Origin of the sequence: Streptomyces sp. C10-9-1, assembly GCF_024497955.1 — a bacterium.
In the GTDB taxonomy this organism is placed as follows: domain Bacteria; phylum Actinomycetota; class Actinomycetes; order Streptomycetales; family Streptomycetaceae; genus Streptomyces; species Streptomyces sanyensis.
The window spans coordinates 334556-356964 of sequence record NZ_JANHKP010000004.1; the positions used below are offsets into that span (position 1 = coordinate 334556).

At 74.8% G+C, this 22409-nt stretch carries 18 protein-coding genes and 1 other RNA gene; 9 read left to right on the top strand and 10 right to left on the bottom strand.

The genetic code is table 11. The annotated features are described in order from the left end of the window. The first annotated feature begins 48 nt into the window (after window positions 1–48). Entirely contained in the window at window positions 49–1386 is a 1338-nt protein-coding gene (locus NPS70_RS07955) for an MFS transporter (protein ID WP_256523351.1), read from the top strand. Window positions 1387–1470: 84 nt separating this feature from the next. Here NPS70_RS07955 and ssrA read toward each other — a convergent pair. The 5 genes from ssrA to ftsE form a co-directional block, all read right to left on the bottom strand. Next, window positions 1471–1865, bottom strand: a transfer-messenger RNA (tmRNA) gene (gene ssrA / locus NPS70_RS07960). Window positions 1866–1960: 95 nt separating this feature from the next. Continuing rightward, complete coding sequence (gene smpB, locus NPS70_RS07965; protein WP_256523352.1) at window positions 1961–2440, bottom strand: SsrA-binding protein SmpB; 480 nt, start codon at window positions 2438–2440, stop codon at window positions 1961–1963. A gap of 18 nt (window positions 2441–2458) precedes the next feature. After that, window positions 2459–3619: a S41 family peptidase gene (locus NPS70_RS07970; protein WP_256523353.1), complete on the bottom strand. Its 1161-nt coding sequence runs from the start codon at window positions 3617–3619 to the stop codon at window positions 2459–2461. Between the two features lie 67 nt (window positions 3620–3686). After that, window positions 3687–4604 (bottom strand): permease-like cell division protein FtsX, encoded by a 918-nt coding sequence (ftsX, locus tag NPS70_RS07975; RefSeq protein WP_256523354.1) that lies wholly within the window; start codon window positions 4602–4604, stop codon window positions 3687–3689. Between the two features lie 32 nt (window positions 4605–4636). After that, on the bottom strand, window positions 4637–5326 hold the full coding sequence (gene ftsE, locus NPS70_RS07980; protein WP_256523355.1) for a cell division ATP-binding protein FtsE: 690 nt from the start codon (window positions 5324–5326) through the stop codon (window positions 4637–4639). 256 nt (window positions 5327–5582) lie between these two features. Between ftsE and NPS70_RS07985 the strand changes: the two genes are divergently transcribed. Then, the gene (locus NPS70_RS07985; RefSeq protein WP_256523356.1) at window positions 5583–5765 is read left to right on the top strand and encodes a hypothetical protein; all 183 of its coding nucleotides are present in this window, start codon (window positions 5583–5585) and stop codon (window positions 5763–5765) included. 93 nt (window positions 5766–5858) lie between these two features. Here NPS70_RS07985 and NPS70_RS07990 read toward each other — a convergent pair whose 3' ends face one another. From NPS70_RS07990 to NPS70_RS08005, 4 genes are all read right to left on the bottom strand, one after another. Next, the gene (locus tag NPS70_RS07990; protein ID WP_256523357.1) at window positions 5859–6755 is read right to left on the bottom strand and encodes a hypothetical protein; all 897 of its coding nucleotides are present in this window, start codon (window positions 6753–6755) and stop codon (window positions 5859–5861) included. A 268-nt stretch (window positions 6756–7023) separates the two neighbouring features. After that, a complete protein-coding gene (prfB, locus tag NPS70_RS07995) occupies window positions 7024–8130 on the bottom strand; it encodes a peptide chain release factor 2 (RefSeq protein WP_256523358.1) in 1107 nt (368 codons plus the stop codon). 115 nt (window positions 8131–8245) lie between these two features. Then, window positions 8246–9514: a serine/threonine-protein kinase gene (locus tag NPS70_RS08000; RefSeq protein WP_256523359.1), complete on the bottom strand. Its 1269-nt coding sequence runs from the start codon at window positions 9512–9514 to the stop codon at window positions 8246–8248. Between the two features lie 249 nt (window positions 9515–9763). Further along, window positions 9764–11452 carry a serine/threonine-protein kinase gene (locus NPS70_RS08005; RefSeq protein WP_256523360.1) on the bottom strand — a complete coding sequence of 563 codons (1689 nt, stop codon included), beginning with the start codon at window positions 11450–11452 and terminating at the stop codon, window positions 9764–9766. Window positions 11453–11958: 506 nt separating this feature from the next. On the opposite strand from NPS70_RS08005, the gene NPS70_RS08010 reads away from it, so the two are divergent. From NPS70_RS08010 to NPS70_RS08025, 4 genes are all read left to right on the top strand, one after another. Beyond that, window positions 11959–15075: an FHA domain-containing protein gene (locus NPS70_RS08010; RefSeq protein ID WP_256523361.1), complete on the top strand. Its 3117-nt coding sequence runs from the start codon at window positions 11959–11961 to the stop codon at window positions 15073–15075. A gap of 172 nt (window positions 15076–15247) precedes the next feature. Then, window positions 15248–16600 carry an ABC transporter substrate-binding protein gene (locus NPS70_RS08015; protein ID WP_256523362.1) on the top strand — a complete coding sequence of 451 codons (1353 nt, stop codon included), beginning with the start codon at window positions 15248–15250 and terminating at the stop codon, window positions 16598–16600. 4 nt (window positions 16601–16604) lie between these two features. After that, on the top strand, window positions 16605–17942 hold the full coding sequence (locus NPS70_RS08020) for a carbohydrate ABC transporter permease (protein WP_374211955.1): 1338 nt from the start codon (window positions 16605–16607) through the stop codon (window positions 17940–17942). Further along, window positions 17939–18880: a carbohydrate ABC transporter permease gene (locus NPS70_RS08025; protein ID WP_256523364.1), complete on the top strand. Its 942-nt coding sequence runs from the start codon at window positions 17939–17941 to the stop codon at window positions 18878–18880. Before NPS70_RS08020 ends, NPS70_RS08025 begins: the two co-directional genes overlap by 4 nt. Before the next feature lie 54 nt (window positions 18881–18934). Here the strand turns inward: NPS70_RS08025 and NPS70_RS08030 are convergent, their stop codons facing one another. Next, window positions 18935–19540, bottom strand: a complete 606-nt coding sequence (locus NPS70_RS08030; RefSeq protein ID WP_256523365.1) for a TetR/AcrR family transcriptional regulator — start codon at window positions 19538–19540, stop codon at window positions 18935–18937. Between the two features lie 148 nt (window positions 19541–19688). On the opposite strand from NPS70_RS08030, the gene NPS70_RS08035 reads away from it, so the two are divergent. The 3 genes from NPS70_RS08035 to NPS70_RS08045 are packed head-to-tail and all read left to right on the top strand — an operon-like array spanning window position 19689 to window position 22299. Then, a complete protein-coding gene (locus tag NPS70_RS08035; RefSeq protein WP_374211960.1) occupies window positions 19689–20621 on the top strand; it encodes an ABC transporter permease in 933 nt (310 codons plus the stop codon). Then, window positions 20614–21414, top strand: coding sequence for an ABC transporter ATP-binding protein (locus NPS70_RS08040; protein WP_256523367.1), 801 nt, complete (start codon window positions 20614–20616; stop codon window positions 21412–21414). The genes NPS70_RS08035 and NPS70_RS08040 overlap by 8 nt, the downstream gene beginning before the upstream one ends. Window positions 21415–21465: 51 nt before the next feature. Then, on the top strand, window positions 21466–22299 hold the full coding sequence (locus tag NPS70_RS08045) for a serine/threonine-protein kinase (protein WP_256523368.1): 834 nt from the start codon (window positions 21466–21468) through the stop codon (window positions 22297–22299). The last annotated feature ends 110 nt before the right edge of the window (window positions 22300–22409 follow it).

The window sequence follows — 22409 nt, forward strand, 5'->3', positions numbered from 1 at the left end:
TCCGACAGGTGTTGGACCGGCCCCGGGCCGCGACGCGAGGCTGGGGGCATGCCCGCCACCCCTTCGCGGCCCACCACGGCCGTGCGCTCCGCGCCGCCCTCCTTCGCACCCGGTGCGCCCGCCCTCGTCCCCCGTCTCGGCACCCGCGGCTGCGGGGGCCGCCGGACCGGCGGTCTCCGGACCGGCGGCGCGGCGGGCGGTGCGCCGGGCTCCTCCCGCCGCCCGCCAGGTCCCTACCGGCGGCTCTTCGGGATCCCCGGAACCCGGGCGTTCACCGCGGCCGGCCTGCTGGCGCGGCTTCCCGCGGGCATGTTCGGGGTGGGCGCGATCCTGATGATCGCGGGCACCCGGGGGTCGTACGCGCTGGCCGGGGCCGTCACGGCGACCGGCCTGGCGGCGACCGCGCTGGTCGCCCCCGTCACGGCGCGCCTGGTCGACCGGTACGGACAGGCGCGGGTGGCCGTCCCCGCCGCCCTGCTGGCGGTCCTCGGGCAAATGGCCCTGGTGCTGTGCGTCCGCTCCGGTGCCCCGGCCTGGACCCTGTTCGCGGCGTACGCCGCGACGGCCACCTGCCCGAACGTCGGGGGGATGTCCCGGGCCCGCTGGGGGCACCTGCTGCGCGGCGCCCCGGAGGCCCGGCACACCGCGAACGCGGTGGAGCAGGCCGTGGACGAGCTGTGCTTCATGCTGGGGCCGGTGCTGGCGGCGCTGCTGTGCTCGGCTCTGTTCGTGGAGGCGGGCACGGTGGCGGCGGCCCTGCTGCTGCTGAGCGGGGTGCTGCTGTTCGCGGCCCAGCGCGGCACCGAGCCGCCCGTCTCCGGGCGCGGCACCGCCGCCGCCCCCCTGCGGGTGCCGGGGATGCGCCCGCTGCTCGGGGTCTTCCTCGCCACCGGGGCGGTGTTCGGGGCGACGGAGGTGGTCACCCTGGCCGAGGTGGGCGGGGCGGCCGGGGGCGCGGTGCTCGGCCTGGCGGCCGCGGGGTCCGGCGCGGCCGGGCTGCTGTACGGCAGGACCCGCAGGGCGGTGGCGCTGCCGTGGTGCCTGGCCGCGATGACGGCCCTGACGGCGCTGCCCCTGCTGGCGGCCGCCCTCACGGACCGGCTCGCGCTGCTCGCCGTGGCGCTGCTGGTCGCGGGTACGGCGACGGCGCCGACCATGGTCGCGGGGATGACGGCGGTCCAGCGGCTCACCCCGGCCGGGCGGGCGAACGAGGGCATGACGCTGGCGGTCACGGCACTGCTGGGCGGCATCGCCGCCGGCTCGGCCGCGGGGGGCTGGACGGTCGAGCGCCTGGAGCCCGCCGCGGGCTATCTGGTGCCGGTCTGCGCCGCCGCCCTGGCCTGGGCGGCGGCCGTGGCAGGCCGGGGGCACGGCGGCCGGGCATGACGAAGGCCCGCCGGCACGGGGCCGGCGGGCCTTCACCCACATGGGGTGGCGAGGTGGTGGGGGCATCGCGCCCCCGGGCCTCGTCGGTGGAGATGGCGGGAATCGAACCCGCGTCCAACGGTGCGGAACCAGGGCTTCTCCGTGTGCAGTCCGCTGCGATTTTCTCAGCCCCGGAGATCACGCGGACAAGTCTCCGACGGGCTCAGTCACTGTGTGGTTTCCCTCTCGACCCCGTGACCGGGCCTAGAGGTTTAGTTCCCTAGATGACGCCAGGAACCGGGTCGGGAACAGCCCCGGGCTGACGCTCCATGAGTGAAGGTTCGTCTCTACTGCTTATCAGGCAGCGAGGGCGAAGGCTTCGGAGTTATCGCGCTTGGAATTGGCGATTATTGGTTGCGACATATGGTTAACGAGATCATTGCCGCTTCCTCGACACGCTTCCCCTGCTTCGACATCCGCTGTCGAAACCGATCATCCCCATGTTGAGTTGACAAGCCCCCGTCTCCAGGGGCGATGCCCATCGTACGTGACCAACGCACGACGATGCCAGCGCATTCCCCCGCGGGGCGGTCCCTCAGGCCCGCTGCCTGCGGCGGGCGGCCGAGACGGCCCGGTCCGCCTCCCTGCGGTCCTGCTTCTCCCGCAGCGTCTGGCGCTTGTCGTACTCCTTCTTGCCCTTCGCCAGCGCGATCTCGACCTTGGCCCGGCCGTCCTTGAAGTACAGGGCGAGCGGGACGATGGTGTGACCGGTCTCCTGGGACTTGGACTCCAGCTTGTCGATCTCCTCCCGGTGCATCAGCAGCTTGCGGCGGCGCCGGGCGCTGTGGTTCGTCCAGGTGCCCTGGCTGTACTCGGGAACGTGCACGTTGTGCAGCCACGCCTCGCCGCCGTCGATCTGCACGAAGCCGTCCGCCAGCGAGGCCCGGCCCTGGCGCAGCGACTTCACCTCGGTACCCGTGAGCACGAGGCCGCACTCGTAGGTGTCCAGGATGTGGTAGTCGTGCCGCGCCTTCTTGTTCTGGGCGATCAGCTTGCGCCCTTTTTCCTTTGCCATAGTGCGGTCATTTTCGCACTACGAGGCCCCCCTGAGGCCACCCAATACCGATGCGGCCCGCTCCTCGGCCCCCTCGTCGGCGGCCAGGTCCGGTGCGATGCCCGTGCCGTCGACGTGGTGACCTGCCGGAGTGCGGTAGAGGCCCACGGTGAGCTCGGCGACGGAGCCGTCGGGCAACCGGCTCGGCATCTGCACCGAACCCTTGCCGAAGGTGCGGGCACCGACGGTCACGGCGCGGCCACGGTCCTTGAGCGCGCCGGTGACCAGTTCGGCGGCGCTCATGGTCCCGCCGTCGACCAGCGCGACCAGGGGCCGCCGGGTGTCGCCGCCCGGCTCGGCGTAGAGCGCCCGCTGCTCGCCGCGGACGTCGTAGGTGGCCACCAGGCCGCCGTCCAGGAAGGCGGAGGCCGCCTCGACGGCCTCGCTGACCAGACCGCCCGGGTTGCCGCGCAGGTCGAGCAGGACGCCGGCCTCGCGCGGGGCCTCCTCCACGGCGCGGCGCACCCGCTCGCCCGACCCCTTGGTGAAGGCGTCGACCCTGATCAGCACGGCCTCGCGGCTCAGCCTGCGGACCGTGACCGACTCGGTGAGGAGGCGGACGCGCTCCAGCTCGGCCGTGAAACGGCGGCCCTCGCGCTCCAGGCCGAGACGGACCGCGGTGCCCTCGGGGCCGCGCAGCAGGGCGACCACCTCGGTCACGGGGCGGTGCGCGACCTCTTCGCCGCCGACGGCCAGCAGCAGGTCGCCCGGGCGGATCCCGGCGCGCGCGGCGGGAGCGTCCTGCTGCACCCGGGAGACCTCGACACGGCCCTCGGCGTCGCGCCGGGCACCGAGGCCCACCCCGCTGTACTCGCCGTCGAGGGCGTCGGCGAACTCCTCGTACTCGCGGCGGTCGTAGACGGCGCCCCAGCGGTCGCCGCTGCGGCTGACGAACTGCTCGGCCGCCTCCGTACCGGACTTGCCGTCGGCCATGGCCTCGGCCGCCGCACGCGCCAGGCCCTCGCGGTCCACGGTCGCCCCCGCGGCGCGCGCGGGCTGGGTGCGCCGCGGCTCCTCGGCGTCCTCGCGCGGGAGGACGCCGGTGACCGCCGCGGTGGCGAGCACGGTCGCGAAGACCAAGGTCAGGGCCGCCCCGCGGCGGATGCCGTGGGGCCGTCGACAGAACTCGGGGCCTGACATGGCGCCGAGTCTAGGACAAGCGAAGGGCGCCGTACGGCGGTTGACCGTACGGCGCCCGGGGCGCTTCTCACACCTTCAGGTACTTGCGGAGCGCGACGAAAGCCGCAACGGCGGGCATCAGCAGCCCGATCGCGAGCACCAGCGGCAGCTTGGTGAAGACCGCGTCCCAGCCGATGAAGTCGACCAGCTGCATCTTGTCCGCGAGGGCGAGGCCGTTGTCGATCAGGAAGTAGCGGCCGACGAGCAGCATCACGCAGGCCACGGCACCGCCCAGCAGGCCCGCGACCGCGGCCTCCATGATGAACGGCGTCTGGATGTAGAAGCTGGACGCCCCCACGAGCCGCATGATGCCGGTCTCCCGGCGGCGGCTGAACGCCGACACCCGCACGGTGTTGACGATCAGCATCATCGCGATCACCAGCATCAGGCCCATCACGCACAGCGCCGCGATCCGCATCCCGTTCATCAGGCCGAAGAGGTTCTGGAGGATGTCCCGCTGGTCCTGGACCGAGTGCACGCCGTCGCGCCCGGCGAACGCGGTGGCCACCACCTGGTACTTCTCGGGGTCGTGCAGCTTGACCCGGAAGGACTCCTGCATCTGGTCGGGAGTGATGGTGGCGGCGATCGGGGTGTCGCCGTACTGCTCCTTGTAGTGCTTGTACGCCTCCTCGGCCGTCTCGTGCTGGACGGTGTCGACCAGGTCGAGGGCCTTCAGGTCGGACTCGATCTGCTCCTTCTGCGCGGTGGTGACGGCGCCCTTGGCGCACTGCGGTGCGGTCGAGGCGTCGTTCTTGTTGCAGAGGAAGATGGAGACGTTGACCTTGTCGTACCAGAAGTCCTTCATGGTGTTGACCTGCTCCCGCATGAGCAGGGCACCACCGAACAGGGCCAGCGACAGGGCCACGGAGATGACGACGGCGAAGGTCATCGTGAGGTTTCGACGGAGACCGACGCCGATCTCCGACATGACGAACTGGGCGCGCATGGCGTGCTTTCAGCCTTTCAGTCTGTCCGGGCTCAGTGCTGGTAGCCGTAGACGCCGCGGGCCTGGTCGCGGACGAGACGGCCCTTCTCGAGCTCGATGACGCGCTTGCGCATCTGGTCGACGATGTTCTGGTCGTGGGTCGCCATCACCACGGTGGTGCCCGTGCGGTTGATCCGGTCGAGCAGCTTCATGATCCCGACCGAGGTCTGCGGGTCGAGGTTTCCGGTCGGCTCGTCCGCGATCAGCAGCAGCGGCCGGTTGACGAAGGCGCGCGCGATGGCGACGCGCTGCTGCTCACCGCCCGAGAGCTCGCCGGGCATCCGGTCCTCCTTGCCGCCGAGGCCGACCAGGTCGAGAACCTGGGGGACGGCCTTGCGGATCTCGCCCCGCGGCTTGCCGATGACCTCCTGCGCGAAGGCCACGTTCTCCGCCACGGTCTTGTTGGGCAGCAGCCGGAAGTCCTGGAAGACCGTGCCCAGCTGGCGGCGCATGTGGGGCACCTTCCAGTTGGAGAGGCGGGCGAGGTCCTTGCCCAGGACGTGGACCGCGCCCTGGCTGGCGCGCTCCTCGCGCAGCAGCAGCCGGAGGAAGGTCGACTTGCCCGAACCCGACGATCCCACGAGGAAGACGAACTCCCCCTTCTCGATTTCGAGGGAGACGTCACGCAGGGCAGGTCGGTTCTGCTTGGGGTAGCTCTTGGAGACGCTGTCGAATCGGATCACGGATGCACCACGGGTCGCCGGGAGTAGGTGAGCGTGACCATACGCGAAGCCGCACAGGCCGTGCAGACACGGTCCCGACTTGACCGATTTATCCCGTCGCAGGACGGGGGCGATACGGCGGGGCGCGCCGAAAGGCGCCCGAGCTGGCACAGTGGTAGGGGAACAGAGGCGTTTCCCGGTGCGTTCCGGGGAGAGACATTCCGCTGACGGTCCGCGGCCACTCCGCGGCCCCGGGTGCGCGGGAGGAGGAGAGCGCATGACCTACGACCGGCTCGTGTGCGGGAACTGCGCGGCCCCCGTGTCGGAGGGCCGCTGCCCGGTGTGCAGGGCCAATCGGGAGCGCCTCCAGCAGGAGGGTCCGTTCGCCGGGCTGAATCCCGCGGCGCTGCTGGCGCTGCTGGTGGTCCTCGTGGCGGCCGTGGCACTGCTGGCCGTCTGACGTACGAGGAGGAGGGCCCGGGACGCGTCCCGGGCCCTCCTCCGTGTGCGCTGCGCGACGGTCCGTCTCAGACGGTCACCGCACGGTGCGGCCTCAGGCCGCGGCGCTGCCGCCGACCAGGCGCGGCAGCATGCGGAAGCCGATGCCGCCGGCGATCATGGTCGCCGCGCCGAGCAGCAGGAAGGTGGTCTCGGCGGCGCCGGTCTCGGCCAGCTCCTCCTTGGCCTCGCCCTGCTGGACCGGCTGCGAGCCGACGCTGTCGGGGGTGGTGCCGGCGGGGGCGTCACCCTCGATCACGCCGCCGTTCGGGTCGGCGCCGTTGCCTCCGGAGGCGGAGCCGCCGGTGGCCGCACCACCCGAGGCGTCACCCGTGGTCGCACCACCGGTGTTGGCACCACCGGTCGTGTCACCGGTCGTCGCACCACCGGTGCTGGCACCGCCGGTGTTGGCACCGCCGGTCGTGTCACCGGTGGTCGCACCGCCCGTGGTGTCACCGGTGGTCGCACCGCCCGTGGTGTCACCCGTGGTCGCACCACCGGTCGTGTCACCCGTGGTCGCACCACCCGTGGTGTCACCCGTGGTCGCACCACCGGTCGTGTCACCGGTCGTCGCACCACCCGTGGTGTCACCCGTGGTCGCACCACCGGTCGTGTCACCGGTCGTCGCACCACCCGTGGTGTCACCCGTGGTCGCACCACCGGTCGTGTCACCCGTGGTCGCACCACCCGTGGCGTCACCCGTGGTCGCACCACCGGTCGTGTCACCGGTCGTCGCACCACCGGTCGGCTCACCCGCAGCGCCCTCGTCGACACCGCCGATGGCACCGGAGACGGTCTCGCCCTCGGCCTCGTTGATGCCCAGCCCCGCATCGGCCTCGATGCCGGTCAGGTCGAAGGCCTGCGCGGCACCTGCGGCGGTGAGCGACGCACCCGCGGCGATGACAGCGCCGGCGGCTATGCGTGCGACGCGGATCCGCGTCTTCTTCGTCATGTGTCTGCTACCCCCAGTAGCTCATCGTCATCAGGGCATCGCACCGGGCGGCGGCACAGGGGGATCGTCAGAACTCCCCCGTTCTCGGCGCGCCCGGGCATCGCGTATGCCGGACCACACCCTTCCCAGTTTCCGCAAGACCGTCAAGGTCGTTGCGGGCGCGATGTCCGTTATGCAGTCAGTTGCCTGAGCAATGGGGGGTAAGTGTGACGTAAAAAGGGAACTGCCGCTCCCTGAGCGGCAGTTCCCTTGTCGACAAAGCGAGCAGTTACTTCTCCTGCTGCTTGCGCCAGCGAATTCCCGCTTCGAGGAAGCCGTCGATCTCACCGTCCAGCACGGACTGGGGATTGCCGACTTCGCACTCGGTGCGCAGGTCCTTCACCATCTGGTACGGGTGCAGGACGTACGAACGCATCTGGTTGCCCCAGGAGTTGCCGCCGTCGCCCTTGAGGGCGTCCATCTTGGCCTGCTCCTCCTGGCGGCGGCGCTCCAGCAGCTTCGCCTGGAGGACGTTCATCGCGCTCGCCTTGTTCTGGATCTGGGAGCGCTCGTTCTGGCAGGAGACCACGATGCCGGTGGGGATGTGCGTGATGCGGACGGCGGAGTCGGTGGTGTTGACGCCCTGGCCGCCGGGCCCGGAGGCGCGGTACACGTCGACGCGGAGCTCGGACTCGTCGATCTCCACGTGGTCGGACTGCTCGACCACCGGCAGGACCTCGACACCGGCGAAGGAGGTCTGGCGCCGCCCCTGGTTGTCGAAGGGCGAGATGCGCACCAGCCGGTGGGTGCCCTGCTCGACGGAGAGCGTGCCGTAGGCGTAGGGGGCCTTGACGACGAAGGTGGTCGACTTGATGCCGGCCTCCTCCGCGTAGGAGGTCTCGTACACCTCGGTGCCGTAGCCGTGCCGCTCGGCCCAGCGCAGGTACATGCGCTGGAGCTGCTCGGCGAAGTCGGCCGCGTCCACGCCGCCCGCCTCGGCCCGGATGTTGACCAGCGCCTCGCGCTCGTCGTACTCGCCGGACAGCAGGGTGCGGACCTCCATCTCGTCCAGCGCCTTGCGCACGGCCTCCAGCTCGGTCTCGGCCTCGGCACGCGTGTCCGGGTCGTCCTCGGCCTCGGCGAGCTCGAAGAGGACTTCGAGGTCGTCGATACGGCCGCGCAGGGCCTCGGCCTTGCGGACCTCGGCCTGGAGGTGCGAAAGCCTGCTGGTGATCTTCTGCGCCGCCTCGGGGTCGTCCCACAGGGACGGCGCCGCCGCCTGCTCCTCGAGCGCGGCGATGTCTGCCCTCATCGCCTCGAGGTCCAGGACGGCCTCGATCGACCCCATGGTCGAGGAGAGGGACTTCAGCTCTTCGGATACATCGACGACTGCCACGGGTCCAGCCTAACGGCTGGACGGCGTGCCCCGTGCTGGCCCCGGCCCGCGACTTCCCCCGGGACCCGTCCCCGCCGGGTGGCGGGGACGGAGCGGGCGGCGGGGACGGAGGCGGTCAGGGCTCGGCGGGCACGGACTGGCGGGTGCCGCCCGGCGGGACCTGGCCGCCGTCGCCGTCCAGGGCCAGCCAGCCCCCCACCCCGGCGACGGCCGCCAGGGCCACCGCCGCCGCGCCCACGGTGAGGCGGCGCCTGCGGACCGCGGCGGCCCGGTTGCGGGCGGAGCCCGGGCGTCGCTGGCCCGGGGTCCGGGGGGCCCGGGCCGTCCCGCGGGCACCGCCCGCGAGCTCGTCCGGGGCGGGCACCCTCATCGAGGTGTGGGTGTCCCGGTTGGCGTCCGCGGAGGCCGCACCGGGCACGAGGGGGACGGCCCCCCGCCGGCGGGGGGCGGCCGGCCGTTCCGGCTCGTCCTCCTCCCAGGGCTCGGGGGCGGGCTCGGTGCCGGGTTCGTCGACCTCAAGCGGCGGGATCCCGCGCAGCAGGGGGAGGAGGTCGTGGAGGCGCTGGGCGAGCTCGGAGGCGCGCAGCCGGGAGGCGGGCGCCTTGGCCAGGCACTGGACGATCAGCTGCCAGAGCTCCTCGGGGATTCCGGGGAGCGGGACGACGGTCTCGGTGACATGGCGGCGCAGGACCGCGCCGGGGTGCCCGCCGCCGAAGGGCGTGAAGCCCGCCAGGAGTTCGTAGAGCACGGTGGCCAGGGCGTAGATGTCGACCGCCGCGCGGGGCGGGAGGCCCTCGACGAGCTCGGGCGCGACGTAGTCGGGCGTGCCGATGATCCCGGAGGCGTTGGGGGCGCCCCCCGCGGCACGGGCGGCCTTGGTGCGGCGCGGGGTGTCGATCAGCTTGGCGACGCCGAAGTCGGTGAGCAGCGCGGGGTGGGCGCCGCCGGGGCCGAGCGGCCCCTCCATGTCCAGCAGGATGTTCTCCGGCTTGACGTCGCGGTGCACGACACCGGCGGCGTGTGCGGCCGCCAGCGCCTCGGCGACGTCGGCGGTGATGGCGACGGCCGCCTCGGGCGCCAGCCTGCGCTCCCGGTCGAGGCGGGTGCGCAGGTCGGTGCCGCGGACCAGGTCCATGACCAGGGCGAGGTCGTTGCCGTCGACCACCAGGTCGCGGACCGCGACGATGCGGGGATGGTCCAGCTGGAGGAGCGCGGTGCGCTCCTGGACGAAGCGGCCGACGAGTTCCTGGTCGCAGGCCAGGTCCTCGCGCAGCAGCTTGACGGCGACGGGGCCCTCGGGGCCCTCGCCGAGCCACACCGTGCCGGCGCTTCCCCGCCCCACGATCTGATGGGCCGTGTACCGGCTGCCGATTTTTCGTGCCAAGACTGCTCCCTCAGCGGCTGGCGTTGGCCCTAAAGTACGCGGGCGTCGGGGAGGTCCGTGCCCAGGATGTCGCCGACCTCCACTTCTGCGGGATAAATCAGCCTACGGAAGTCGACAAATCCACGGCATCGCCCGGAGGGCCGCCGCCGGGACCGGCGGAGGGCGCCCGCACGGCGGCCGTGCGGGCGCCCTCCGGAGGCAGCTCCCTCGCCACGGCCCCGGGGCTCCCCGGGGCCTGGGGAACGGGCCCTACGGCCCGGTGATCTGCTCGCCCGCGTCCTGGGCGTCGCCGAGTGTGGAGATCCAGTCGGTGACCGTGGAGATGCCGTCCCCGAGGGCCTCCCAGTAGCCCTTGCCCTCGGCGATCCACCCCTGGAGCGGCGTCAGCTCCCAGATCAGCCAGCCGCCGATGAAGAGCAGCACGACCATGACCAGGCAGCCCTTGAGGCAGCCCAGGCCCGGGATGCGGACGGGGTTGGCGCTGCGGCGCCGCGGCTCCCTGGGCTCCCGCGGCGGGCGTGCGGCGGGCTGCTGGGGCGGTGGCGGCTGCGGCGGCGTGTACGGCTGGGGTGCCTGCGGCTGCCGGTAGGGCTGGGGAGCCTGCGGCTGCCGGTACGGCTCGGGCTGCCGAGCGCCCCCCTGGTAGGGCGGAGGCGCGTAGGGCTGGGGCTGGGCCGACCTGTGCTGCGGAGGCTGGTGCCGCTGCGGAGGCTGCTGCGGCTGGGGCTGCGGCTGGCGCTGCGGACGGCGGCGCAGCGGGTCCTGACTCGGGTCCAGGTACTGCATCTGCGTCTGCTCGTTGCGGTCTCGGGCAGCCCTCAGCTGGGACTGCCAGGGGTGCGGCTCCTCCGGCCCCGGCACCGGCGGCATCACCGAGGTGGGGTCGGCGCCGCCGGGCGGACCGGTCTGCGGCAGCACGCTGGTGGCCCCGGAGGGGTCGTAGGCCGACGCACCGGAGGGGCCCGTGTTCGGCAGGACCTGGGTCGCGTCGGAGGCCCCCGGAGTGTCCGGAACGGGGGCGGGCGAGGGGTCGGGGGCGAGCAGCGCGCCGACCCCGAGCGCGGCGTCGACCTGGGCGGCGCCGGCGCGGACGCCGATCCCCTCGGCCACGGTGCGCAGCGCGCGGGCCAGGTTCTCGGCGCTGGGACGCTCCCCGGGCTCCTTGCGGAGGCAGCGCTCGATGACCGTCCACAGGGGCTCGGGAACGGTGGTGGGGCGGCGGGGCTCCTCGCTGAGGTGCCGGTGCAGCACCTCCAGGGCGGTGCCTCCGGAGAACGGGGGACGGCCGGTGACCAGCTCGTACAGCAGGATCCCGGCACCGTAGACGTCGACGGCGGAGGTCTGGGGGCGCCCCTCGGCCGACTCCGGCGCTACGTACGCGGGCGTGCCGACGAACTCGTGGGTGCGGGTCAGCCCCGGGGAGTCGGCGAGCCGGGCGATGCCGAAGTCGGTGAGCATCGGGTGCATCTGGCCGTCCGCGTCGGTCCGCAGCAGGACGTTGGCGGGCTTCAGGTCCCGGTGCACGACCCCGTCCGCGTGGCTGGCGGCGAGCGCGTCGGCGATCTGCGCCGTCAGCAGCGAGGCGGCGACCGGGGACAGGGGTCCGCTCTCACGCAGGTAGCGGTGGAGGTCGGGGCCGTCGACCAGGTCCATGACCAGGGCGAGGAGGTCGCCCTCGACGACCAGGTCGCGGGTGCGCACGATGTTCGCATGGGTGAGCCGCAGCAGGACGGAGCGCTCCCGCAGGAAGCGCATCACCACGTCCGCGTCGTTGGCGAGCTCCTCCTTGAGGACCTTGATCGCCACGGTCTCGCCGGGCTGCCCGGGAACGGCCGCCTCGGCGCCCGCCGTCTCCCTCTGGCGCGCACGCCAGACGGTGCCCGTGGCGCCGCGCCCGAGCGGCTCCTCGAGCAGGTACTTGCTGCCTACCGGCCGCACGTCGCGCTCCCTGCTGATCGGGGTCCTCCATGGTCCGGGCCGCCGATGATCCTCTGATCCTGACGGCCGCCCGGTGTCCGGCCCACTGTAATGCCGTGGCGGGGGGCGTCGGCTGCCGCGCGGGCATCTCTTCCCCGGTCGCCCCTGCTCGAAGACAGACGCGGGCTTCGTACGCGCGGTTGCCGCACGGAAGAGGACGGAACGGTAACGAAGCTCACCTTTCCGGCATGACCCACCCGTGCTTCCGGGTCGACCAGGCACTTTTGCGCCCGGAGTCGACCATTCAAGATCACTTATGGGTGGGGGCCGGGCGTGTTGCGCGCCACAGGTGCAAGGATGCCCTCAGCACAGAGCCACCCGGGCCCGCCCGGCGCGTCGGCGCGCCCGCGCCCGCGTGCCCCGGCGGCGGCCCGGGCCCTGTCTCCTGTGCCGACCTGCCGGGTGGGGGCGAGGCGATCAGGGCAGCTCCCCTGCCGGGCGACCGCGCAGAAGGGATTGCAGCCGCGATGCAGATCCGGTTCACCGTGCTCGGGCCGCGCGGCGGCCCGGCCGCCTCGGCGGGACGCGCCTGCGACGTGCTGGTCACCGCCCCGGCCGGTACCGCGCTGGGCGCGGTCGCCTCGGGGCTGGCCTCGGCGGTGACCGGCCCGGAGGGCGCCTCCTCCGGTTCCGTGGTGCTGTACGCCGGCTCCGAGCGGCTGGACCCCCGGCGCAGCACCCTGGGCGTGCCTCCCCTGCTGGACGGCGCGGTGCTCTCCCTCCACTCCCCCGCCGCGGAGGAGTCCGGCGCCGCGGACGCCGCGGCCCGGCTCCACGTGGTCGCCGGGCCGGACGCGGGCGGGGTCCACCTGCTGCACGGCGGACGGGTCGGCGTGGGCCGCTCGGCCGAGGCCGACGTCGCGGTCGACGACCCGGACGTCTCCCGCTTCCACTGCGAGGTGACGGTCGGCGAGGACGGCCGCGTCACCGTGGCGGACCTCGGCTCCACCAACGGGACCACCGTCGACGGCTCTCCCGTGCGCGAGCGCCCGGTCCGCCTGGCCCCGGGCGCGCTGCTGCGGGTCGGCGAGTCGGTGCTGCGGCTGGCGGCCCCCGGCCCCGCGGAGCCGCTGCCGACAGCCCCCGACGGCGAGGGCCACCTGCGGGTGGGCCGCCCCGTCGGGTCCTCCCCGGACGGCGGCGGCCCCCCGGCGCAGGACCGCGTCGCCGACGCGGTGCCCGCGGCCCCCGGCCGTTCCCCGGCGGGGCCGGTCGCCCACGGCGGCCTCCGGGTGCCCGCCCAGTACGCGCCCTCCGGCCCGCACGCGCCGTCCGCCGCGCCCCCGGCCACCGGCCCGCACGCCTCCTCCGGCGCTGCCACCCACGGCCGCCCGCTCGACCTGTCCGGCGGACCGGGTCTGCCGTCCGTCTCCCCGGACGCCCCCGCCGGGGAGACGGACGGGGACGGCGGCCCCGGCGCCCCCGCCGCGACCGCACCGGGTCAGCGCCGCCGGGGCATAGGAGCCTGGGCGCGCCGGCTGGCCGGCGCCCGGGAGGCGGACGCCGAGCCCGCCCGGGAGGACGGCCGGCCGCCGGCCCGGCCCGACGGCACCGGAGCGGAGCGCTGGCCCGACCCCGCCGCCCTGCTGCTGGACGCGCTGCGCCCGGGGCCCCGGCTGTGGGAGCGGGACGGCGCGCATCCGGAGTCGCTGGTGGTGCGACTCGGCACCGCGGACCGGGCGGACCTGGCGTCCGTCCCCGTGACCGTCGGGCTGCGGGAGGCGGGTTCCCTCGGGCTCGCCGGGCCGAGGGCCCGCCTGACCGGCCTGGCCCGCTCGGTGGTCGCCCAGCTCGCCGCGCTGCACTCGCCCGCCGGGCTGGAGCTGGTGCTGATCGCGGCGGAGCGGCCCCAGGAGGCCGGGGAGCGCGCACGGGAGTGGGGCTGGCTGGGCTGGCTCCCCCATCTGCGGCCCGCGCACGGCCAGGACTGCCGCCTGCTGCTCGCCTTCGACCGGGACCAGGCGGCCGCCCGCACGGCCGAGCTGACCCGGCGCCTGGACGACGGCCCCCTCGGCCCGGGGTGGCCGAGCGCCGACCGCGCCGCCGTGGCCGAGGCCGCCGCGCGCCACACCGGACCGCGCACGGTCGTCGTGGTGGACGGCGACCCGGGCACGGCGGCCCTGCGCGAGGCGCTCGCCCGGCTGGCGGAGGCCGGGCCTGCCGCGGGGATCCACCTGGTGTGCCTCGCCGAGACCCCGGCCGCCTCGCCCCTGTCCCCGGTGGCCGCCACCTACGAGGCGGCGTGCGCGGCCTCGCGGCCCTTCCGGGAGTGCGGCGCGGTCGGCCTGCTGAGCGGCGAGGTCGCGACGGCGCTGCGGGTGCTGCGGGTCGCGGGCGGCCGCACCGCGGGGCACGGCACGGTCGGGACCGGTGACGGCGTCTCCGTGGCCTGGGCCGAGCGCTTCGGCCGCGCCCTGGCCCCGCTGCGCGCCGAGGGCGGCACCGGGGAGGGCCGGGTGTCGGCCCTGCCACGCAGCGCCCGCCTGCTGGACGAACTGGGGCTGGCCCGGGCCACGCCCGCGTCCCTGATGGCCCGCTGGGCGTCGGCCGGGGACACGACGGTGGTGCTCGGCGCCGGGCCGCAGGGCCCGGTGTCCGTGGACCTGGCCGCGGAGGGACCGCATCTGCTGGTCGAGGGTCCCGCGGGCTGCGGGCGCACCGAGCTGCTGCGGTCGGTGGCGGCGTCCCTGGCGGCGGCCGCCCGGCCGGACCGGCTGGGGCTGCTGCTGGTCGACGGGGCGGCGGGCGAGCGCGGGGGCGGACTGGCGGCGTGCGCCGAACTGCCCCACGTCATGGAGCACCTGGCGGCCGGGGACCCCGTGCGGATGCGGGCCTTCGCCCAGGCTCTGGGCGGGGAGCTGAAGCGCCGTGCCGAGCTGCTGGCGGACACGGACTTCGCCGCCTGGCACGCCGCACGCCGCGGCGGGGGCCGCGTGGTCGGGCCGCGGACGGCCCCCGAGGCCTCCGACGACCGCGGGGACCTGCACTCCCCGCCCTCGGGCACGCTCCGGCTGCGCCCCGGGGGCCGTACCGAGCCTCCGGGACCGGACCCGCTGCCGCGGCTGGTGGTCCTGGTGGACGACTTCGACGCGCTGGTGGACCCCGCGCTCGGCAGCCCGGGCCGCCCGGCCGCCGGTTCCGTGGTGCGCGCCCTGGAGGCCGTGGCCCGCGAGGGAGGACGCCTCGGGGTGCACCTGGTCGCCTCCTCCGCCCGCCCCGACCGGACGGCGGACACCCGGCTCGCCGAGGAGGCCCGCCTGCGGGTGGTCCTCCAGGCGCCCGCGGTCGCACCGGGGCCGGACGACCCGGCCCCGGGCCGGGGCGCGGTGGGGCATCCCGACGGACGGACCACCGCCTTCCAGGGCGGCCGGGTGACCGGCCGCATCCCGCGCACCGCGACCCTGCGTCCGACGGTGGTGCCGCTGGAGTGGGAGCGGATGGGGGACCCGCCGACCCGGCGCCCGGTGCGCGAGCTGGGCAACGGCCCCACCGACCTGGCCCTGCTGGCGAGCGCGCTGGAGCGGGCGGCCCGCTCGGTGTCGGCGCAGCCCCCGGCTCCCCTGGTCCCGGCCCACCGGCCCTGAGCACGCGGGGCAGCGGGGCCGCTGGTCCTAATCGGCCGCCCCCGCGCCGCTGACGCCACGTCACAAGCCCATCACGAAGGGCCCGTCGGCCCCGAGCGCGGTATTGCGACACCCCGGAGCCGGGCGTACACCTGCTGTAACGGGACAGCAGCCACGGGAGAGGCGGGCAGCGATGCGCACAACTCTTCGTACGGGCAGGGCCGCGGTGGCGGCCGCGGCGGTCGGGGCGCTGGCACTCGCCGGCTGCGGCGGGGGCGACGGGGGCGGGCCCGGGGACGGCGCGGACGGCGGCGCGGCCCGCACCGTCGAACTCCCCCGCCTGGACGGTGAGTCGCTACAGGTCGCCGCGGTGTGGAGCGGCCCCGAGCAGGAGAACTTCACCAGGGTGCTGGAGGAGTTCGAGCGCCGCACCGGCGCCGAGGTCGCCTTCGTGCCCGCCCAGGACCCTATCGTCACCTTCCTGGGCACGAAGATCGCCGGCGGCAGTCCTCCGGACGTGGCGATGCTGCCCCAGGTCGGAGCAGTCGAGCAGGCCGTGGAGCGCGGCTGGGCGAAGCCGGTCGGGCCGGAGGCGGCGGCGCAGCTGGAGAAGAACTACTCCCCCGGCTGGCGGGAGCTCGGCACCGTGGACGGGACCGCGTACGCGGTGTACTACAAGGCCGCCAACAAGTCCCTGGTCTGGTACAACAGCGCGGTCTTCGAGAACGCGGGGGTGGACGAGCCGGCCACCTGGGAGGAGTTCCTCCGCACGGCGCGGACCGTCTCGGCCTCGGGTGTCACCCCGGTCTCCGTCGCCGGTGCGGACGGCTGGACCCTCACCGACTGGTTCGAGAACGTCTACCTCTCGCAGGCGGGGCCGGAGTCGTACGACCGGCTGGGGCGGCACGAGATCCCGTGGACCGACCCGTCGGTGGCGCGGGCCCTGACCACGCTCGCCGAGCTCTTCGGCGACGAGTCGCTGATCGCGGGCGGGGCGGACGGCGCCCTCCAGACGGAGTTCCCGGCCTCGGTGACGCAGACCTTCACCGGAGGCGAGGCCCCCCGGGCGGCCATGGTCTTCGAGGGGGACTTCGTGGCCGTCAACATCGCGCAGACGGACGCGGAGATCGGGACGGACGCCCGGGTCTTCCCGTTCCCGGCCGTGGGCGGCAAGGCCCCGGTGGTGACCGGGGGCGACGCGGCGGTGGCCCTGAGGGACGGCGAGGGCGCCCAGGCGCTGCTGACCTTCCTGGCGTCCCCGGACGCGGCGGCCATCTCGGCGGGGGCGGGCGGCTTCCTGTCGCCGAACAAGGCTCTGGACCCCGGCGCCTATCCGGACGACGTGCAGCGGGGCATCGCCGAGGCGCTGATCGCGGCGGGCGACGACTTCCGCTTCGACATGTCGGACCGGATGCCGCAGTCCTTCGGCGGGACACCGGGCAAGGGGGCGTGGAAGGCCCTCCAGGACTTCCTGAAGAACCCGCGGGACGTGGCGGGCACCCAGCGGAGGCTGGAGTCCGACGCGGCCGCGGCCTACCGGGACTGAGGCCGTGGCCGCCGCGGCGAAGGGGGGCGCGGCGCGGTCCTCGCCCCCCGCGGGCGGGCGCCGGGCCGGCACCCGCCGGGCGGTGGCGGGGCTCTTCCTGCTGCCCGCCCTGGTCCTGCTCGGTGCCCTCGTGCTGTACCCGATCGGCTACTCGGTGCACCGCTCGTTCTTCGACCGCTCCGGGGCCTTCGCGGGGGTCGGCAACTACGTCGTGATCTTCACGGACGACACCGTCCTGACGGCCGTGCGCAACAACGCGGTGTGGGTGGTGCTCGCGCCCACCGCGGCCACCGCGCTGGGGCTGGTCTTCGCGGTGCTGACCGAACGGGTGCGCTGGGCGACCGCGTTCAAGCTGGTCGTCTTCATGCCGATGGCGGTCTCGATGCTCGCCGCCGGCATCATCTTCCGGCTCGTGTACGAGCAGGACCCGGAGCGCGGGGTGGCCAACGCCGTGGCCGTCGGCGTCCACGACGTCTTCCACGAGGCCGGGGGCTTCCCCAGGGCGCGCCCCCTGCCCGAACATCCGCTCCGGGACGGCGGAGAGGGCGCGTTCGTCACCCGGGAGCCGGTGGCCGCGGGCGCGGCGGTGCTGCTGCCCCTGGTCGGGGTGGCCCCGGCGGACCTGCCGTCCGGCGCCCGCCCGGCGCGGGTCCCCCGCGCGCCCGAGGAGGGCGTCGGGGGAACGGCGTGGCTGGACTTCACGCGGGGCGGCGGAGGCGCGCCGAACGTCGTCGATCCCGGGGAGCGCGGCCTGGAGGGGCTCGTGGTCCAGGCGGTGCGGGACGGGTCGGTGGTCGCCGAGACCCGGGCCGCGGCGGACGGTTCCTTCACCCTGCCCCCCGCGGCGGAGGGCGCGGTGCTGCGCCTGCCGGCCGAGAACTTCCGGGAGCCCTACAACGGTGTGAGCTGGCTCGGCCCGGCCCTCGTCACGCCGGCGATCATCGGCAGCTACGTCTGGATGTGGGCGGGCTTCGCGATGGTGCTGATCGCGGCCGGTCTCGCGGGGGTCCCGAGGGAGCTGATGGAGGCCGCCCGGGTGGACGGGGCGAGCGAGTGGCAGGTCTTCCGCAGGATCACCGTGCCGCTGCTGGCGCCCGTGCTGGCGGTGGTCCTGGTGACCTTGACGATCAACGTTCTGAAGATATTCGACCTGGTGTTCGTCATCGCCCCGGGCTCCTCCCAGGACGACGCCAACGTACTGGCCCTCCAGTTGTACCGGTCCTCCTTCGGCACGGACGCGGATCCGGGGCTGGGGAGCGCGATCGCGGTCCTGCTGCTCGTGCTGGTGCTGCCGGTGATGGTCGCGAACATCCGCCGGATACGAAGGGAGGCCAGCCGATGAGCGCACCGACCGCACCGTCCGGCCGGGCGGCCGAGGGGGGCGCCGCGCGGGCCCGGGCCGACCGGCGGTCCGGACCCGCCTCCGCCCGGCCCTCGGCAGCGGCACGGGCCGCCGCACGGGTGGGCGGCGGTGCGGTGCGGGTGTTCCTGGTACTGACCGCGCTCTTCTGGCTGACGCCCACGGTCGGCCTGCTGCTCTCCTCGCTGCGCGCACCGGGCGACATCGCCGCGAGCGGCTGGTGGCGGGTGCTGACCGCCCCGGCGCAGCTGACCGGGGAGAACTACGCGCGCCTGCTGGAGAACGAGGCGGTCACCCGCTCCCTGCTGTCCACCGCGATGATCACCGTGCCCTCCACGGTGCTCCTCGTGGTGGTCGGGGCGCTCGCCGGGTACGCCTTCGCCTGGATGGACTTCCCCGGCCGGGACGCGCTGTTCCTGGTGGTGGTCGGTCTGCTGGTGGTCCCGGTGCAGGTGGCGCTGCTGCCGGTCTCGGAACTCTTCGGCGTGGTCGGCCTCTTCGAGACCACGCTCGGGGTGGTCCTGTTCCATGTGGCCTTCGGGCTGCCGTTCGCCGTCTTCCTGCTGCGGAACTTCTTCGCGCAGATCCCCCGGGAGCTGCTGGAGGCCGCCCGGCTCGACGGGGCGGGCGAGGTGCGGCTCTTCACCCGGGTGGTGCTGCCCCTCGGCGGACCGGCGATCGCCTCCCTGGCGATCTTCCAGTTCCTGTGGGTGTGGAACGACATGCTGGTGGCGCTGGTCTTCGCGGACCCCGGCGGGGCGCCGATCACGGTGGTGCTCCAGCAGCAGGTGCGGCAGTTCGGGAACAACGTGGACGTGCTCGCCCCGGGGGCGTTCGTGTCGATGCTGGTGCCGCTGGCGGTGTTCTTCGCCTTCCAGCGCCAGTTCGTCTCCGGTGTGATGGCGGGCGCGGTCAAGTAGCGGCCGGGCGGGCCGGTCACGCACCGGGTCCGGAGGGACGGCCCGCGGGGGCGGTCAGGCCGTGAGGGCCGCCACCGCCGACACCGCGAGCCCGTCCAGGTAGCCCTCGGGCAGGTCGCCGCCGACGACGGCCAGCCGCCAGTAGAGCGGGCCCGCGATCAGGTCCAGCGCACGGTCCGGGTCGGTCCCCTCGGGCAGCTCACCGCGGGCCACGGCCTCGCGGACGACGACAGCCGCCACGCCGTCGCGGCTGTCGAGCAGCGCCGCCTTGATGGCCCGGGCCATCTCCGGGTTGCGGGCGGACTCCACCAGCAGCTCGGGGATCACGCGCGAGGCCACCGGGTGCCGCAGCGCACCGGCGGCCACCTCCAGCAGGGCGCGCACGTCCCCGTGGAGGGAGCCGGTCCGCGGGACGGGCAGCCCCTGCGCGGCCACGGCGGTGACGAGGTCGAGGACGAGGGCGAGCTTGGACTTCCAGCGGCGGTAGACCGCGGTCTTGCCGACCCCGGCGCGCCGGGCGATGCCCTCGATGGACATGCGGGCGAAGCCCGCCTCGGCAAGCTCCTCGAAGACGGCCGTGCGGATGGCCGCCGTCACGTCCTCCCGCAGCACGGCCGCTCCGGCGGGGGCGCGCCGCGGGGTTCCCGGTTGCGCAGGCATGACCGGAAGCATACCCGCCACGACGAAACGGTTGCGTTGCGACGCTCTTCTGCCTAACGTCTCCGTAGCGACGAAACGGTATCGTCCCGTCCTTGCGCCACACGGCTGCCCGCGGCGCACCGGCGCCACCGGGCCGAGCACGAAAGCGATCTCCCGCGTGACCACTGCCCCCGTCCCCGCGTACCCCGGCGCCCCCGCCGGGAGGGAACCCGCAGAAACCCCGGCCGCCCTCGCCGCCCGGCACGGTCTCACCGCCAGCGGTGCGCGCCCCTCGCTGCCCGCCTATCTGCGCGGCCTTTACGAGCGGCGGCACTTCATCGCCGCCTTCGCCACGGCCAGGCTCACCGCCCAGTACAGCCAGGCCCGGCTGGGCCGGGTCTGGCAGCTGGCGACCCCGCTGCTCAACGCCGCCGTGTACTACCTGGTGTTCGGCGTGCTCCTCGGCACCGGCGACGACGTCCCCGACTTCGTCCCCTTCCTGGTCGCCGGGGTCTTCGTGTGGACCTTCACCGCCAACACCCTGACGGCGGGCACCCGCGCCGTGTCGGGCAACCTGCCGCTGGTGCGGGCGCTCCACTTCCCCCGCGCCTCGCTGCCGATCGCCCTCGCCCTCCAGCAGGTCCAGCAGCTGCTGTTCTCGCTCGCCGCGCTGGTGGCGATCCTCCTGCTGTCCGGGGAGCTCCCCCGCGCCTCCTGGCTGCTGGCAGTGCCCGCACTGGCGCTCCAGACCCTGTTCGGCACCGGCCTGTCGATGGTCCTCGCCCGGATCGCGGCCCGCACCCCGGACATCTCGCAGCTGATGCCCTTCCTGCTGCGCACCTGGATGTACGCCTCGGGGGTCATGTGGTCGCTGGACGCGGTGGTGGCCGACGGGCGGGTACCCGCTGCGGCCGCCGCGCTGCTGCGCTACAACCCGGTCGCCCTCTACATCGACCTGGTGCGCTTCGCGTTCATCGGTTCCTTCACCGCCGACCGGCTGCCGCCCCATGTGTGGGCGGCGGCAGCCGGGTGGGCGCTGGCCGCCGGGGTCGGCGGATTCGTGTACTTCTGGGCGGCGGAGGAGCGGTACGGCCGTGACTGACACCGACCGGCGCCCGCCCGCCCCCGGAGGCGGCCGCGTCCCCACCGTCGTCGCCGACGGCGTCCACGTCACCTACCGCACGGGCGGCGGCCGGCCCGGGCGGGGCGGCGCCGCCTCCGCGCTCGGCCGGATCCTGGCGCGCCGGCCCGCCGCCGGCATCCGGGAGGTCCACGCCCTGAAGGGCGTGAGCTTCACGGCCCACCGGGGTGAGGCGATCGGGCTGATCGGCTCCAACGGCTCCGGGAAGTCCACCCTGCTCAAGGCGATCGCCGGGCTGCTGCCCACCACCCGGGGCACGGTCTGGACCAGCGGCCGGCCTTCCCTCCTCGGGGTCGACGCCGCGCTGATGGCCGACCTCACCGGAGAGCGCAACATCGTCCTCGGCGGGCTCGCGACGGGCATGACCCGCCAGGAGATCCGCGAACGGTACGCCGGCATCGTGGAGTTCTCCGGCGTGAACGACAGGGGCGACTTCGTCTCGCTGCCGATGCGCACCTACTCCTCCGGCATGAGCGCCCGGCTGCGCTTCTCCATCGCGGCCGCCCGGAGCCACGACGTCCTGCTCATCGACGAGGCGCTGGCCACCGGCGACGCGGCTTTCCGGCGGCGCAGCCGCCGCAGGATCGAGGAGCTGAGGGCCGAGGCGGGCACCGTCTTCCTCGTCAGCCACAGCAACGCCTCCATCACCGGGACCTGTGACCGGGCGCTGTGGCTGGAGGCCGGCACCCTGCGGATGGACGGACCGGCGAAGGAGGTCGTGGCCGCCTACGAACGCTTCACCGAGCACACGTAGTCCGCCCCCGCGGGTAGGCTCCCCTGCTGCCACCGGGTGAGGGGTGAGGGGATGGGCACGAGCCGGGCGCCGGAGCCCCTGCGCGAGGACGACCCCCGGGAGATCGCCGGGTACCGCCTCCTCGGGCGGATCGGCGAGGGCGGTATGGGCACCGTCTACCTCACCCGCAGCCGGGACGGGCGCCTCCCCGTCGCACTGAAGCTGATCCGCCGCGCCCACTCCCGGAACGAGAGCTTCCGTCGCCGCTTCGCCCGGGAGGTCGCGGCGGCCCGCTCGGTCACGGGCCCGCACCTGGTGCCGGTCGTCGACCACGACGCCCACGCCGAGCAGCCCTGGCTCGCCACCCTGTACGTCCCCGGCACCCCGCTGGACACCGTGCTGCGCGAGGAGGGTCCGCTGCCCGTGGGACGGGTCCTGGCCGTCGTCGCGGGCGCCGCGCGGGCGCTCGCCGCCGTCCACGGCGCCGGGCTCGTCCACCGGGACGTCAAGCCGGCGAACCTGCTGCTGACCCGGGACGGGCCCTGGCTGCTCGACTTCGGGGTGGCCTGCGCCGCCGACGGGACCTCCTCGCTGACCACGGCCGGGCGGATGGTGGGCACACCCCGGTACATGTCCCCGGAGCACGCCCTCGGACGCGAGGTCACCCCCGCTTCCGACGTGTTCACCCTGGGGCTGGTCGCCGCCGAGGCGGCCACCGGCCGCCACCCCTACGGGGAGGGCGGCGCCCTGGTGATCGCGACCCGGATCGCGGGCACCGCCCACGATCCGCCCGACCTGACCGGCTACCCGGCACGGCTGCGCCCCCTGCTGGCCGCGACGCTGGACGCGGCCCCCTCCGCGCGGCCCTCCGCGGCGCGGACGGCCGCCCTCGCCGGGGCCGGCTGAGCCGCGGACCGTGCCGCGTCCCCGGCGGCGGGTCGGCGCCCCGCCGCCGGGGACGCCGGAAGGCGCGCACCGGGCCGGTGCGCGCCTTCCGGGACGGGACGCCGCCGAGG

What these genes read in the sequence shown, in the direction of transcription:
- NPS70_RS07955 (WP_256523351.1), top strand. Translation starts at nt 49, where the DNA reads ATGCCCGCCACCCCTTCGCGGCCCACCACGGCCGTGCGCTCCGCGCCG.
- smpB (WP_256523352.1), bottom strand. Translation starts at nt 2,440, where the DNA reads ATGGCAAAGGAAAAAGGGCGCAAGCTGATCGCCCAGAACAAGAAGGCG.
- NPS70_RS07970 (WP_256523353.1), bottom strand. Translation starts at nt 3,619, where the DNA reads ATGTCAGGCCCCGAGTTCTGTCGACGGCCCCACGGCATCCGCCGCGGG.
- ftsX (WP_256523354.1), bottom strand. Translation starts at nt 4,604, where the DNA reads ATGCGCGCCCAGTTCGTCATGTCGGAGATCGGCGTCGGTCTCCGTCGA.
- NPS70_RS07985 (WP_256523356.1), top strand. Translation starts at nt 5,583, where the DNA reads ATGACCTACGACCGGCTCGTGTGCGGGAACTGCGCGGCCCCCGTGTCG.
- NPS70_RS07990 (WP_256523357.1), bottom strand. Translation starts at nt 6,755, where the DNA reads ATGACGAAGAAGACGCGGATCCGCGTCGCACGCATAGCCGCCGGCGCT.
- NPS70_RS08010 (WP_256523361.1), top strand. Translation starts at nt 11,959, where the DNA reads ATGCAGATCCGGTTCACCGTGCTCGGGCCGCGCGGCGGCCCGGCCGCC.
- NPS70_RS08015 (WP_256523362.1), top strand. Translation starts at nt 15,248, where the DNA reads ATGCGCACAACTCTTCGTACGGGCAGGGCCGCGGTGGCGGCCGCGGCG.
- NPS70_RS08025 (WP_256523364.1), top strand. Translation starts at nt 17,939, where the DNA reads ATGAGCGCACCGACCGCACCGTCCGGCCGGGCGGCCGAGGGGGGCGCC.
- NPS70_RS08030 (WP_256523365.1), bottom strand. Translation starts at nt 19,540, where the DNA reads ATGCCTGCGCAACCGGGAACCCCGCGGCGCGCCCCCGCCGGAGCGGCC.
- NPS70_RS08045 (WP_256523368.1), top strand. Translation starts at nt 21,466, where the DNA reads ATGGGCACGAGCCGGGCGCCGGAGCCCCTGCGCGAGGACGACCCCCGG.